This window comes from Pseudoalteromonas sp. THAF3 (assembly GCF_009363775.1).
In the GTDB taxonomy this organism is placed as follows: Bacteria; Pseudomonadota; Gammaproteobacteria; order Enterobacterales; family Alteromonadaceae; genus Pseudoalteromonas; species Pseudoalteromonas ruthenica.
Genome location: NZ_CP045418.1, coordinates 285,965 through 299,258, shown reverse-complemented (window position 1 = coordinate 299,258; position 13,294 = coordinate 285,965). Strand labels below are relative to the sequence as shown.

Sequence of the window (13,294 nt, the reverse complement as noted above, 5' to 3'; positions counted from 1 at the left end):
CGCCCATGATCAGAAAGTTTTGCTTAACACTCCCTGAATCCACAGTTGTTTCAAGGGCTTGGTTCCAAATTCGTAACTTAATTGTGCGGGGTGCTCAATGTCCCACAAAGCCACATCGGCACGCTGCCCTGGTGCAAGCGTACCTCTATCTGCAAGCCCTAACGCTCGTGCCGCATGACATGTCACACCTTGTAACGCTTGCGCTGGTGTTAGTCGAAACAAAGTACAGGCCATATTCATCATTAGCTGCAATGAGCACAACGGGGATGTGCCGGGATTAAAATCAGTGGCAATCGCGATAGGCACATTAAAACGGTGCAACAACTCTATTGGTGGATACTGACTCTCTCTAAGGTAATAGAACGCCCCCGGGAGCAATACCGCGACCATGCCGCTTTGTGCCATTGCCTTAACCCCTTGTTCGTCAAGGTATTCAAGATGATCACTCGATAACGCCTGATATTTCGCAGCCAAGGCAGTACCGCCCATATTAGAGAGCTGCTCGGCATGGAGCTTAAGTTTGAAGCCTAAATCCTGCGCCGCCTTAAGCACCCGCTCCGTTTGCGCATGGGAAAAACCAACATGCTCACAAAAAACATCTACCGCACTGGCCAGTTTCTTGGCCGCCACTTCAGGGAGCATCTGCTCACATACCTGGTCGATATAACCATCACTGTCACCTTGATACTCTTTCGGCAATGCATGGGCACCTAAAAATGTGCTCTGAATTGATACTGGATGATGGCTATCAAGTAACTTGGCGACCTCCAGCAGTTTTAGCTCAGCAGCTAGGTTTAAACCATACCCTGATTTTGTCTCTACTGTGGTCACTCCTTCAGCGTAGAGCGCATCAAGGCGCTGTTTGGCGCTAACATACAACTGTTCCGGCTCTGCCGCGCGGGTTGCGCTCACGGTGGTCGCAATCCCTCCCCCTTGCTCAGCAATAGCTTGGTAACTTTCTCCTTGTAAACGGCGCTCAAATTCTCGTGCACGATTACCGGCAAACACCAAGTGAGTATGGCAATCGATGAGCCCTGGAGTCACCCACGCCCCTTTTGCCGAGGTCACAGGAATACTTAATAAATCCAGTTCTGGGAGCTCACTCATCGGCCCAAGCCATTGAATAACCCCCTCACCCATGACCACGGCTCCTTGCTCGATAACACCATAAAGGTCATCACCTTGAGGCTCCATAGTGGCGATATTTACATCTACTATAATGTGATCCGCGTGCATTAGACGTGCTCCTAATGAGTAATTTGCTAAGCTTGTATATACAAGATATTTATGCCATGTTTACATAATAACCAAGGCAGTGCAAAGTGCCGCGATGGTATTGATTAGGAGCCCCCATGTCGTCAGCTAAGTATCATCAAATTAAAGATCATATTTTAACCCAGATCCGCAGCGGACAATGGCAAGAGTTCCAACGTGTGCCATCAGAAAACCAGCTCGCGCAGCAGTTTGCAGTCAGCCGCATGACCGCACGCCGCGCTCTAAGTGAGCTTACCGATGCCGGCATACTCACTCGCACTCAAGGCTTAGGAAGCTTCGTTGCCAGTTTTAAATCACAGTCATCACTGCTGGAGATCCGTAACATCGCCGATGAGGTGCGTGAACGTAACCATAGTTACAGTTGTGCGCCGGTAACCCTAGAGTCCATTGATGCCGTTGCTCCCATCGCTATTGCGCTAGGCGTGGAGCCCGGCGATCAGGTGTATCACTCAGTATTAGTGCACTTTGAAAACGATGCGCCCCTGCAAGTAGAAGAGCGCTTTGTTAACCCGGAGCTGGCACCTAACTACCTGCAGCAGGATTTTCATACCCTGACGCCACATGAGTATTTGTCTCAAGTTGCCCCTCTAACCGAGGCGCGACATACGGTCGAGGCTATTACTCCAAACCAACAAATGTGTACGTGGTTAAATCTCTATAACGAAGAGCCTTGCTTACAAGTGATCCGTCGTACCTGGTCACAAAGAGGCATTGTTAGCTTCGCTAGGCTTGTATCTCCGGGCAGCAAATATCGCTTGGGTGGCCATTTAACATTCACTAAACGCAGTTAAAAAATTTTATAAAAACCAATTGTATATACAACCTATCAACAGGTGACATTATGACAACACACAGATTAGATAATAGCCGCGTTATTCGCGCCCCGCACGGTGATAAAATCGCCGCTAAAAGCTGGCAAACTGAAGCTGCTAAACGCATGCTAATGAATAACCTCGACCCAGAGGTTGCCGAGCACCCTGAAGCACTGGTTGTGTACGGCGGGATAGGCCGCGCAGCTCGTGACTGGCCTTGTTTTGATGAGATCATTCGCACCCTAGACCGCCTTGAGGACGACCAAACCTTATTGGTGCAATCAGGAAAGCCTGTTGGCGTTTTTACAACCCACAGCAATGCTCCCCGAGTGCTCATCGCGAATTCAAATTTGGTGCCTCATTGGGCTAATTGGGAGCACTTTAACGAGCTCGATAAACAGGGTCTGATGATGTACGGACAAATGACTGCTGGCTCATGGATTTACATTGGCTCTCAGGGCATAGTGCAAGGAACCTATGAAACCTTTGTGGCAATGGCCAAACAGCATTTTGAAGGTCAAGCAAAGGGCCGTTGGATCCTCACCGGCGGCCTAGGAGGCATGGGCGGAGCCCAGCCGTTAGCAGCAACCATGGCAGGCTTTAGTGCCTTAGTCGTTGAGTGTGACCCAAGCCGAATTGAGTTTCGTCTAAAAACCCGCTACCTGGATAAACAAGCCAGTAGCTTAGACGAAGCCTTAGCAATGATTAACAGCGCCTGCGCTCAAGGTGAAGCAGTCTCAGTGGGGTTATTAGGTAACGCCGCCGATGTTTACAGCGAGCTGGTTGAGCGCCGGGTTACACCCGATGTGGTCACCGACCAAACCTCCGCTCATGATCCATTAAATGGCTATTTGCCACAGGGATGGACTCTGGAGCAAGCTCATGAGCTGCGCCAGCAAGACCCAGAGCGGGTGGTACGCGAAGCGAAGCAATCCATGGCGGTGCAGGTACGTGCCATGCTCGCCATGCAACACGCAGGCGCCGCTGCCACAGATTATGGCAACAATATTCGCCAAATGGCACAAGATATGGGCGTCAATAACGCCTTCGATTTCCCTGGTTTTGTGCCTGCTTATATTCGCCCACTCTTTTGCCAAGGTATTGGTCCCTTCCGCTGGGTGGCTTTATCGGGCGACCCAGAAGACATTTATAAAACCGATGCCAAGGTGAAAGAGCTTATTGCCGATGATCCGCATCTGCATAATTGGCTCGATATGGCCCGTGAGCGTATTCAATTCCAAGGCCTACCGGCTCGTATTTGTTGGGTAGGGCTCAAAGATCGCGCCCGCTTAGCGCAAGCCTTTAACACCATGGTTAAAAACGGTGAACTAAAAGCCCCGGTTGTCATTGGCCGCGATCACCTTGATTCTGGCTCAGTTGCAAGCCCTAACCGCGAAACAGAAGCGATGCGCGATGGCTCAGATGCGGTATCGGATTGGCCGTTATTAAACGCGTTACTGAACACCGCTGGCGGCGCCACTTGGGTGTCACTACACCATGGTGGTGGCGTAGGCATGGGCTTTAGCCAACATGCAGGGGTAGTCATTGTTGCCGATGGCAGCGATGAAGCACACGACAAACTGGGGAAAGTGCTGTGGAACGACCCCGCTACCGGAGTGATGCGCCATGCTGATGCCGGCTACGATATCGCCATAGACTGCGCTGCTGAGCAAGGCTTAGATTTACCTATGGTCAATAAGGAGCAGCGCCATGATTAATGTTCACTTGCACCCTGGTCAGCTCGATTTAGCCACTTTGCGCCAAGCGCAGCAACAACCTATCAATATCACCTTAGACGAGCGTGCTCTGAGCGCTATCGCCGCAAGCGCCGCCTGCGTGCAACAAGTGATTAAGGATAAGCGAACCGTTTATGGCATTAATACTGGCTTTGGCTTACTTGCGAACACCAAAATTGCTGAACCAGAATTAGAACTGCTACAGCGCTCTATTGTGCTCTCACATGCCGCCGGTATTGGTGAGTTGATGCAAGATAGTACAGTTCGCTTAATGATGTTGTTGAAAATCAACTCGTTATCACGCGGTTTTTCCGGGGTGCGACAATGCGTTATCGATCTCTTAATTGCCCAAGTTAATGCTGGTATTTACCCGTGCATTCCCATTAAGGGCTCAGTGGGCGCATCCGGAGACTTAGCGCCCTTAGCACATATGTGCCTACCGCTATTAGGCGAAGGAGAAGTGCGCTATCAAGGTAATATCTTGCCAGCAGCGCAAGCCTTCGCCAAAGCTAACCTGACCCCCATCACCCTTGCCGCGAAAGAAGGCTTGGCACTACTCAACGGCACCCAAGCGTCGACGGCATTAGCCTTAGAGGGGCTATTTCAGGGCGAAGATTTATGGGCACAAAGTGCGGTTATCGGCGCCATGAGCATTGAGGCGGCGATGGGCTCACGGGCACCTTTTGACGAGCGTATTCACCTCGCCCGAGGCCAACAAGGGCAAATCGACAGCGCCCAAGTTTTTCGGCAACTGCTAGATAAAGAATCAGCCATTAGCCGCGCCCATATCGACTGTGAAAAAGTGCAAGACCCTTACTGCTTACGCTGCCAGCCACAAGTACTAGGGGCCTGCTTAACGCAAATTCGCCAAGCCAGTGAAGTAATTCTAGTCGAGGCCAATGGCGTCACCGATAATCCGCTGGTCTTTGCCGAGCAAGGTGAAATCATTTCCGGGGGCAACTTTCATGCCGAGCCCATCGCCATGGCGGCGGACAACCTCGCCTTAGCGATCAGCGAAATCAGCGCGCTGTCCGAGCGCCGTATCGCCCTACTCATAGATTCGAACTTATCTAAACTACCGCCATTTTTGGTGGAAAACGGCGGCGTAAATTCGGGGTTTATGATAGCTCAAGTCACCGCAGCAGCTTTGGCCTCGGAGAATAAATCCTTAGCTCACCCTGCATCGGTCGATAGCCTACCCACCTCAGCCAACCAAGAAGATCATGTGTCGATGGCCACCTTTGCTGCGCGACGACTGCAAGATATGGCGGAGAATTCTCGCGGTGTACTCGCAGTAGAGTATTTAGCTAGTGCGCAAGGGCTTGATTTTCGCGCTCCGCTAACAGCGGCCGCCAGTGTTGAGCAAGCCAAGGCCACTTTGCGAGAGCGCGTCGCTTACTATGACAAGGACCGGTATTTCGCCCCCGATATTGAGCGCGCTAATCAATTGCTCAAAGAGCGCGCACTATGTGCTCTGATTGACGGGGTGTTGCCGTCGGCCTAAATGGGTTGCTGATAACTAAACCCTAATTGTTCGATGGCGCTCCCATCGATACGCCGTTTAATGGGCCTCTGATTGGTAAAGGTCGGAGGCTCATTGCCCAAACGCTGACAGTGATCACGGTAATATTGCTGTTTCGTAGGGTGCCGTGGATGAACCAAATTGTAAACGCTTTGCGTTTGCTCATAGTGCGACAGTAGCTGCAAAATGCCGTCAATCACATCGTCACGGTGCACCATGTTCACCACATCATCGCCATGTGATGATAGCGCTTTACCACTAACAAAACGCCCCGGTTCCCGCTTCGGGCCTATAAGACCTCCTAGACGCAGTGCCCGACCACCCTGTTGTAACACACGCTGTTCGGCAGCAAACAAACGCTGCTGACGTTCACTGCTTAGCGTCAATTCACTGCTTTCTTTGTAGTCGCCACTCTGTTGAGGGTAGATACCCGAACTTGAGCACAATACGAATCCTCGGCCATGCAATGTTTGATAGAGCGCCAGCGCCGCCTCGAGGCTTTGTAGGTAGTTGCTATTGGGGTTTCGACTCCCCGGAGTCATTGCGCATAGCCAAAACGCATCGGTTAAGTCGAGGTCATGCACAAGTTCACCACGCTCGTTAATAACAAATTGACGTTCGTGACTTTGCTCACCACGACGACGGTGCGTTGCTTGTACCTGCCACCCTGACGATAAACAGCGCTGTGCCAGCGCTTCACCAAGCCAACCGGCTCCAATAATCACGATTTTTTTTGTCATATTTTCTCCCAAACTAACTCAGCGCCATCTACACTTTGCACAGTACAACACCAAGGAATTCAACTTACTATGTTTTTAGTTCGTTTAGTTTACGCTTCCCGTGTCAGTGATTCTCTCAGCACTGACGATGTGGCACAAATTTTAGAGCACTCGCGCAGCAACAACCGAAGTCACGATATATCAGGATTACTCTGTTTCAACCATGAATACTTTTTACAGTGTTTAGAAGGCTCAAGAGCCAGAGTGAATGCTTTGTACCAGCGCATACTAAGCGATACACGGCATCAAGATATACTGCTACTGAGCTATGGTGAGATCACTGAACGTAATTTTGGCCGTTGGAGTATGGGTTATATCCCCGCTTCAAGCATTATTCGCGAAACCACCATGCGCTTTAGCGGCAAAAGTGAGTTTAATCCGTATGAAATGACCGGCGATAGTGCCCATGCTCTACTGGTTGAACTGGCACGCAATACCCCGACTTTGGAATAGTTCACGCTCAATTGCTGTAGATCAAAGCACCGCTGTGCAAGTTAAGTAAACTAGCCGCACTTCCACCTGTGTGAGAGAGCGTCGTGATAGCACAAGTACAATGGCACAATGAGCTAATAAACAAATACAACGTTTCTGGCCCGAGATATACCTCTTATCCTACGGCTTTACAATTAACCGATGGGGCCGATGGCAATACGCTAATAAACGCACTAAATCAGTGTCAGGGCGATGAATTATCGTTGTATATTCATATCCCCTTCTGTCACCAACTTTGCTATTACTGCGGCTGCAATAAAATTGTCACCCGCCACCAACATAAAGCGGATTTATACCTGGATTATCTAGGCCAGGAAATGGCGCTATTAAGTGAGCATAGCCGCCACTTAAAAGTTAAACAGCTGCACTTGGGCGGCGGCACGCCAACATTTTTAGATAGCGCACAGATGCACCGCTTAATGGCACTCATTAATGAGCACTTTAATATTGCCAGCGACAGTGAACGCAGCATTGAAGTTGATCCCCGCGCTTTACCGCTAGAGCGCATTGATGAGCTTAAGGCGCTCGGTTTTAATCGTATTTCTTTTGGTGTTCAAGACTTCAATGATGAGGTACAAAACGCCGTTAATCGGCCACAGTGCGCACAGGATGTAGAACAACTGGTTCGTCGCGCGCAAGCGGTAGGCTTTACCTCGGTCAATGTTGATATGATCTACGGATTACCGAAACAATCAACGGCTTCCTTTGCGCGCTCCATTGCCAGACTGATTGATATTGGCCCAGATCGCGTCTCGGTATTTAATTATGCCCATCTGCCAGAACGTTTTGCCGCGCAGCGCAAAATTAAAGACGCCGATTTGCCCAGTGCCCAAGCCAAGCTGACGATGTTTAAAGAAACCCTCTCTGCCATGCTCGCGGCTGGATACCAATTCATTGGTATGGACCACTTTGCCAAGCCGGAAGATGAACTGGCTGTCGCTCAGCGTCAAGGTCATCTGCACCGGAACTTTCAAGGATACACTCTCGGCGGTGACCTTCCCCTACTGGGTTTAGGCGTGTCCGCCATTTCGCAACTGGGCAATCACATTATTCAAAACCACAAAGAGTTGAAGCTGTATTATCAAGCGTTAGAACATCATACTCTGAGTGCCTGTAAAGCACTGACACTCAACGATGAAGACCATATTCGCGCGGCGGTAATAAAGCAGCTTATTTGCCACTTTGAGCTAGATATGGACGCATTCTCAAATCACTACCATATCGACTTTAAAGCGCACTTTGCCAACGAGCTAGCGCAGTTACAGGGGTTTATTAACGATGACATGCTTAGCGTTAGTGGGCAGCATATTCGCGTAACTGCAAAAGGTATTCTCTTCATTCGCATTATCTGTATGTGTTTTGATCAATACTTACAACAAAAACTCAACCAACAACGCTTTTCGCGAGTAATCTAGAAGTGATAAAAAAAGCCGCTGTACAGCGGCTTTTCTTACATAAACACATGCTTACTGTTGGGGTCAGCTGTAAATTCACTGAGAATCTTCTCTGCATCCGCAAGAATATCCGCTTCCAACTCTTTTTCTTTACGCCAACGCGCACTATCTTGCTTGAAGATTTCCTTCTTCGAATATTTTTTACGCGCCTCGTGAGTAGGTAAGTCCTTGACCGCATCGTACATGGCATAGACACCCGGATAGTGCACCTGCAAATCGCGCTCTTGATCGAAGCTGTACTGACTCATAAGTACCCACACTCGTAAACACCCTTCCGAGTATTCACACTGACCTTCTTTCATCGCTTTCGCGAGCAGGTGGATACTATCACTCAATTTTGCATTACGGGCTAAGCGCTTTTCGGCGAGCTCCGCTCGTTTAGCTGCAATCGCCTGATTTTGCTCCTTCACTTGCCAAATCAAGCGCCCTGCGTAAAAAGCCAACCCGGCAATGATCAGCGCCCCAATTACGATGGCAATGATCCACATGGAATTCATTTTTTACCCTCTTCGTCTAGCCACTCATCCGCCAACGAGTCATTCATATAACTATCAAGCAAATCTTCGTCATCCGCAAAGTCTTCATCATCAATGCCAAGTATTTCACACAGTTGCTCATGACGTGCGACCTTGGCATTAAAATATTTTGCATCTTTGCCTGTTAAAACTTCGCCCTGATCGTGACGCTCAATAAGCGCTAGCAGGCGTTCATCCGCTTCAATCTGTGCCAACTCTTGTTGCGGACTCAGTTCTGGCTCATGCGCTTGGCGCAGAGTCGCTTGTGGTTGAAGGTTGCGCCGAGGCTTAGACTCAGGCTTGCTCTGTTTAGGTGCCTGTGGTGTTAAGCTCACAGGCTTTTTGCTGCCCACCCGCTTATCTGTTTTGCCGCTCTCACTGCTCTCGCTACCCTCAACTTTTAAAAGTTGTGAATTACGGTTACCGGGCTCGGCACCTTTTTTCTTTTTCTTGCTGCGTTGCTCTTTCATCGCTCGCAGCTCTCTGAGCTTATCTTTACTTAAACGCGCAGTGCCGTTGTTGATGACCTTGCGGGACTTTTTCTTTCTCGTCATAGTTAATCTCTATCGCGCGGCCGTGTTAAGAAGATCACATCAGCCGCAATAAATTCCACATTAAATCCAAACTGCTCGGCGATATAAGCAAAGGTATCTTTGCTATAAAAGGCAATGTGTGTTGGATCATTTTTATAGTGCCAGGTGGCAAAACGCTCAGCATTGATAACTAACTTGGTCATCAAAGCCAAAGTGCCCCCTGGGCGTAATAATTCGTACCATTGTCCAAGGACAATATTAGGTTCGGCCAAATGCTCTATTACTTCGGTGCTGCATATAAAGTCATAACGATCATTAAGCACACATTGATCAGGGTAGTAATAGAGATCATACAATGCCACTGTATGTTCTTGCTCTTGCAACATAGCAGCGAGTAAGGGCGCTGGCCCACAGCCAAAATCTAAGCCTTTACTTCGAGCAACTAAACGCTGCTGCAACGGATTAAAGACCCTGCTTAGGAAACGACGGTACCCTGGGTCATCAAGGTCATTCTCATGATGATCATAGATGGCCTTCTCTTGTGCTGCCGTTACGTATTGGCACGCCGCCACAAACACCAATGCACAACGCTGGCATTGCCAGTAGTCGCGTACTTTGTCGCGGTAGTAGTGATTTGGGTTTGAGCTTTGACACAGCGGGCAGGTATTCGCTTTCATAGCGACTATTGTAACAGGACAAATAAAAAGGCGGTAGAGCTAACCTCTACCGCCTCGCAACTCGAGCGCCAAAATGAATTTGGACACTTCTCCCTTCGACTTGATTTTAAGTCTTATTTTATTATTTTTGTTATCACTTTCCGTATTGTTTTTATTATCTTCCGTGTGGTGTTTTATTTTTCTCGGTCTTCCTAACTCTTTGTTATTCTTCCTTGGTTGTGCATCTTTCGATGCTCCCCTAGCGCACAAACTTGCCGCGATTCCGTTACGAATTTCCCTGTTGTTATTGTTTGTTGCGACAGCAACTAATTTACTGATTCATAACTTAGTTACAACTGGTTTAACTATTTTTTGTAGTTTTGTTGCCGTACCAAAATAGGTAATTTTTTTAATTTCATTAAGTTAAGGTTTATTTAGTGATTTAAAATGAGCAATAGATTACATTCACATATGGTCAATGTCTCACAAGCAGGTGGAGATATCGTCAACTTAATTAACATGCACAAAAAAAGCAGCTAATGCTGCTTTCTTAGTCACTTTTCAAAACCTCATCCATTTGGACGAGGCTGAATATTAGTGTAGACCACCTAGGTACTTTGATAAGACCTCGATATCTTCATCGGTCAATTTTTTAGCGATGTCACGCATCATGCCATTGTGGTCATTTGCACGTGCACCATCACGGAATTTCTCTAGCTGCGCCTTAAGGTATTCCGCATGCTGGAACGAGATTTTTGGGAATCCAGCTAAAGAAGTACCGTTACCACGAGGACCATGGCACGCAGCACAAGCAGGAATTCCACGTTCAGCGTCACCTGCTTTGTAAAGCATTTCGCCCTGCTCGACAACATCTTCAGGGGTTGTGCCCTCAGACATATTGAGCGAGGCAAAATAAGCAGACAAGTCTTTCATATCTTGATCGCTCAAAGGCATTGCCATGCCACCCATGACTGGATCCGCGCGACCTTCTTCGCCCCCAGAGGTCATGCCTAATTTAAATTCTTTAAGCTGCTTATATAGATACTCAGCGTGCTGACCTGCGATCTTAGGGTACATGGTGACAGGCGCGTTACCATCAGCGCCATGACACGCAGCACATGTCGCCGATTTGTCTTTACCTGCGCTGGCGTCGCCATCAAATGCTGCTGCGTTGTTTGCACTCAACACACCAACTAACATAGTTAAGGATAGTGCTAATTTCTTCATGGTAAATTCTCTGTTTCGGACCCTGTATTCGTTTACAATCTTTTCGATGCAATGGCTCTATTCTACACGATAAAAATTTCTCTGGCACGTTTTCTGCCCACATTAAGCTTATAAAATGCGGGGTTTTAAGGAAAATTTGTCTCAGCGCATAGTTTTGCCGAGCTTTCCTGACCCATTGCTTGCACCTTTAGCTTAGCCGCTTTCTGATATAAACTAGCGGTTAATCTAATTTTGGTGCCTCACTGAGGAGTTCATGTGGCCAAATCCCGCGTTGATTATACGCAAGCTAAGTTTATAACAAGTGCCCCGGATATCAGTAAATTACCGGAGGACACAGGTATTGAGATCGCGTTTGCTGGGCGCTCCAATGCCGGTAAATCCAGTTCACTAAATACGCTGACCGAACAAAAACTCGCTCGTACTAGTAAAACGCCTGGACGCACACAATTGATCAATACTTTTGCGTTGCAAGAGGATCAGCGGCTAATTGACTTACCTGGATATGGTTTTGCCAAAGTGCCAATGGAGATGAAATTAAAATGGCAACGCTCTTTAGGTGAGTATTTACAAAAGCGCGAGAGTCTAAAAGGCTTGGTAGTGTTGATGGACATACGTCATCCCCTAAAAGATCTCGACCGTCAACTTATCGAGTGGGCCAGCTCCAGCGACATTCCTGTGTTGGCGCTACTGACTAAGGCTGATAAGTTCAAGCAAGGCAAACGTAAGTCTGAGGTGCTAAAGGTGCGCCGCGAGCTTGCTGAGGTAGCAGAAAACATCACTGTACACGCATTCTCGTCGCTTAAAGGTACCGGCTTGAATGAGTTAAGAAAGCAGCTAGATGAGTGGTTTTTAGGGCCGGTTGTCACTCAGCCGCCGAGTGAAAACGACTCTCCTGCCGAATAGATTATAAACTCCTCACCCTGGGGCTGAGCGAGCTGCTCGGCCCACGCATAATACACCGTACGCGCTAATTTCGCTTGCACCCCATAAGGCAGCTGCAGATAAGGCAGCTTCTGCCCTTGCGGATCGGCATGTATAAGCAGCGGATGCTGTGCGCCGAGCACAAATTCACGGCCAATATTATCGATACAAATAACCGCTGGATGCGCTGCGTTTTGCGCTGTAGCTAGACGCCAATCAACAATTAATAGCGGCGCATCGTCCACCCTGATAGCCATCTGTTCAACAGGGGTTTTTAGGTAATACTGCCCTTGCTCACGCCACAACACCGAAGCAAACAACTTAACTAAACGAGCACGTTTAATTTCGGTGCCGTGATGGAACCAACGACCATCTGCAGTAATATGAATGTCGATGGTGCCGCATTGCTGCGGCGACCATTGATCTAAAGGCGCAATTTGCCCCTCAAGTTGCTGCGACAGAGCCGCTAGCGCTTGCTCATTACTGCTCATTTAAGGTCAGTACAAAAGAGACAGGAACGGCGCGAGTTATAGAGTCTAACCCGGCTAATGACTTCAACTTGTCGATCCCCGATTGCAACGCAAAGTCAGCAGGACTTACTAATACAGGCATCATAGAACTAACCACCAGGTCACCGGCACGACTTGCCACCACGCTCACAGCTATTTGCTGAGCTTTAGTTTTACCGTGTAACGCGAGCTGTGCTTGAACAGTTCCTTGAGCCACGCCGGTATCTTTCGCTTGTGCGATTAACTCACTGACATTCGCAGTAACTTCCATCGCGGGGAACTCGACGGTGTTAAAGAGAAATTTCTGCATGCGCTCGTTACGAATCGGGATCTGCGTCTCAACACTGTTGAGATCGATCGCTAGCTTAAACATGCCGCTCTCATCAACGCTGCCTGAAACGTCTTTGAAGAAGTGGTTCTCCGCAATAGCGTTATTCTTTACTGAGACAAAATTTACGCGGCTGTGATTATTATCTACCTGCCACGCAGCTAATGCACTGGTACTGCCAACAAGCAGCGCACCACACATTAAAGTACGAACAAAACTATTAAACATTACGCTTTCCTTCGATAAGAATGATTATCACCATGCTAGCAATAAAGTATCTACAGGTGAACTAACTACTCAGGGATACTTAAAAAAATGAGTAAGGGATCAGCCAGTGGAATGCTAGGAAAGAGAATAAAAAACATAACAGAGAAGGAGTAGAAAAAGCCGGCCTACCAAAACGGTAAGCCGGTATAGCAATCTGGGGAGAAGCTATCAATACGCTGTACCATCGCAAAGCGAGTGGCACATCATCAACAGGATGTCCTACAGGATGAGGACGCGCGGACTGTAGCAAATCAATATCGAGAAATAA

14 protein-coding genes are annotated in these 13,294 nt (G+C 48.3%); 6 read left to right on the top strand and 8 right to left on the bottom strand.

Annotation, left to right across the window (positions count from 1 at the left end; translation table 11 throughout):
• Positions 1-9: 9 nt before the first annotated feature.
• On the bottom strand, positions 10-1,236 hold the full coding sequence (gene hutI / locus FIU82_RS01405; RefSeq protein ID WP_152440148.1) for an imidazolonepropionase: 1,227 nt from the start codon (positions 1,234-1,236) through the stop codon (positions 10-12).
• Positions 1,237-1,352: 116 nt separating this feature from the next.
• Between hutI and hutC the strand changes: the two genes are divergently transcribed.
• Genes hutC through hutH form a run of 3 tightly spaced genes read left to right on the top strand, consistent with a single transcriptional unit; the run spans position 1,353 to position 5,327 of the window.
• Positions 1,353-2,066: a histidine utilization repressor gene (gene hutC / locus FIU82_RS01400; RefSeq protein ID WP_053910180.1), complete on the top strand. Its 714-nt coding sequence runs from the start codon at positions 1,353-1,355 to the stop codon at positions 2,064-2,066.
• A gap of 50 nt (positions 2,067-2,116) precedes the next feature.
• Positions 2,117-3,805 (top strand): urocanate hydratase, encoded by a 1,689-nt coding sequence (gene hutU / locus FIU82_RS01395; protein ID WP_152440147.1) that lies wholly within the window; start codon positions 2,117-2,119, stop codon positions 3,803-3,805.
• Positions 3,798-5,327 carry a histidine ammonia-lyase gene (hutH, locus tag FIU82_RS01390; RefSeq protein ID WP_152440146.1) on the top strand — a complete coding sequence of 510 codons (1,530 nt, stop codon included), beginning with the start codon at positions 3,798-3,800 and terminating at the stop codon, positions 5,325-5,327. Before hutU ends, hutH begins: the two co-directional genes overlap by 8 nt.
• Here the strand turns inward: hutH and FIU82_RS01385 are convergent.
• Positions 5,324-6,085: an NADP-binding protein gene (locus FIU82_RS01385; protein WP_152440145.1), complete on the bottom strand. Its 762-nt coding sequence runs from the start codon at positions 6,083-6,085 to the stop codon at positions 5,324-5,326. The genes hutH and FIU82_RS01385 overlap by 4 nt on opposite strands.
• Positions 6,086-6,154: 69 nt before the next feature.
• On the opposite strand from FIU82_RS01385, the gene FIU82_RS01380 reads away from it, so the two are divergent.
• A complete protein-coding gene (locus FIU82_RS01380; RefSeq protein WP_152440144.1) occupies positions 6,155-6,577 on the top strand; it encodes a BLUF domain-containing protein in 423 nt (140 codons plus the stop codon).
• 83 nt (positions 6,578-6,660) lie between these two features.
• Positions 6,661-8,031 (top strand): oxygen-independent coproporphyrinogen III oxidase, encoded by a 1,371-nt coding sequence (hemN, locus tag FIU82_RS01375; RefSeq protein ID WP_152440143.1) that lies wholly within the window; start codon positions 6,661-6,663, stop codon positions 8,029-8,031.
• Positions 8,032-8,066: 35 nt separating this feature from the next.
• Here hemN and FIU82_RS01370 read toward each other — a convergent pair whose 3' ends face one another.
• The 4 genes from FIU82_RS01370 to FIU82_RS01355 all read right to left on the bottom strand — a co-directional run bounded on the left by FIU82_RS01370 (position 8,067) and on the right by FIU82_RS01355 (position 11,001).
• Positions 8,067-8,567 (bottom strand): DUF2489 domain-containing protein, encoded by a 501-nt coding sequence (locus FIU82_RS01370; RefSeq protein ID WP_151173301.1) that lies wholly within the window; start codon positions 8,565-8,567, stop codon positions 8,067-8,069.
• Positions 8,564-9,139 (bottom strand): Der GTPase-activating protein YihI, encoded by a 576-nt coding sequence (yihI, locus tag FIU82_RS01365; protein ID WP_152440142.1) that lies wholly within the window; start codon positions 9,137-9,139, stop codon positions 8,564-8,566. The genes FIU82_RS01370 and yihI overlap by 4 nt, the downstream gene beginning before the upstream one ends.
• A 2-nt stretch (positions 9,140-9,141) precedes the next feature.
• Positions 9,142-9,795, bottom strand: coding sequence for a class I SAM-dependent methyltransferase (locus FIU82_RS01360; protein WP_152440141.1), 654 nt, complete (start codon positions 9,793-9,795; stop codon positions 9,142-9,144).
• Between the two features lie 573 nt (positions 9,796-10,368).
• Complete coding sequence (locus FIU82_RS01355) at positions 10,369-11,001, bottom strand: cytochrome c (RefSeq protein WP_022946632.1); 633 nt, start codon at positions 10,999-11,001, stop codon at positions 10,369-10,371.
• Between the two features lie 255 nt (positions 11,002-11,256).
• Here FIU82_RS01355 and yihA point away from each other — a divergent pair, with 255 nt between their 5' ends.
• The gene (yihA, locus tag FIU82_RS01350; RefSeq protein WP_152440140.1) at positions 11,257-11,904 is read left to right on the top strand and encodes a ribosome biogenesis GTP-binding protein YihA/YsxC; all 648 of its coding nucleotides are present in this window, start codon (positions 11,257-11,259) and stop codon (positions 11,902-11,904) included.
• Here the strand turns inward: yihA and FIU82_RS01345 are convergent.
• Positions 11,868-12,413, bottom strand: a complete 546-nt coding sequence (locus FIU82_RS01345; protein ID WP_138508887.1) for a DUF1285 domain-containing protein — start codon at positions 12,411-12,413, stop codon at positions 11,868-11,870. The two genes, yihA and FIU82_RS01345, sit on opposite strands and share 37 nt — an antisense overlap.
• Positions 12,403-12,987 carry a YceI family protein gene (locus tag FIU82_RS01340; RefSeq protein ID WP_253946332.1) on the bottom strand — a complete coding sequence of 195 codons (585 nt, stop codon included), beginning with the start codon at positions 12,985-12,987 and terminating at the stop codon, positions 12,403-12,405. The genes FIU82_RS01345 and FIU82_RS01340 overlap by 11 nt, the downstream gene beginning before the upstream one ends.
• Positions 12,988-13,294: the final 307 nt, after the last annotated feature.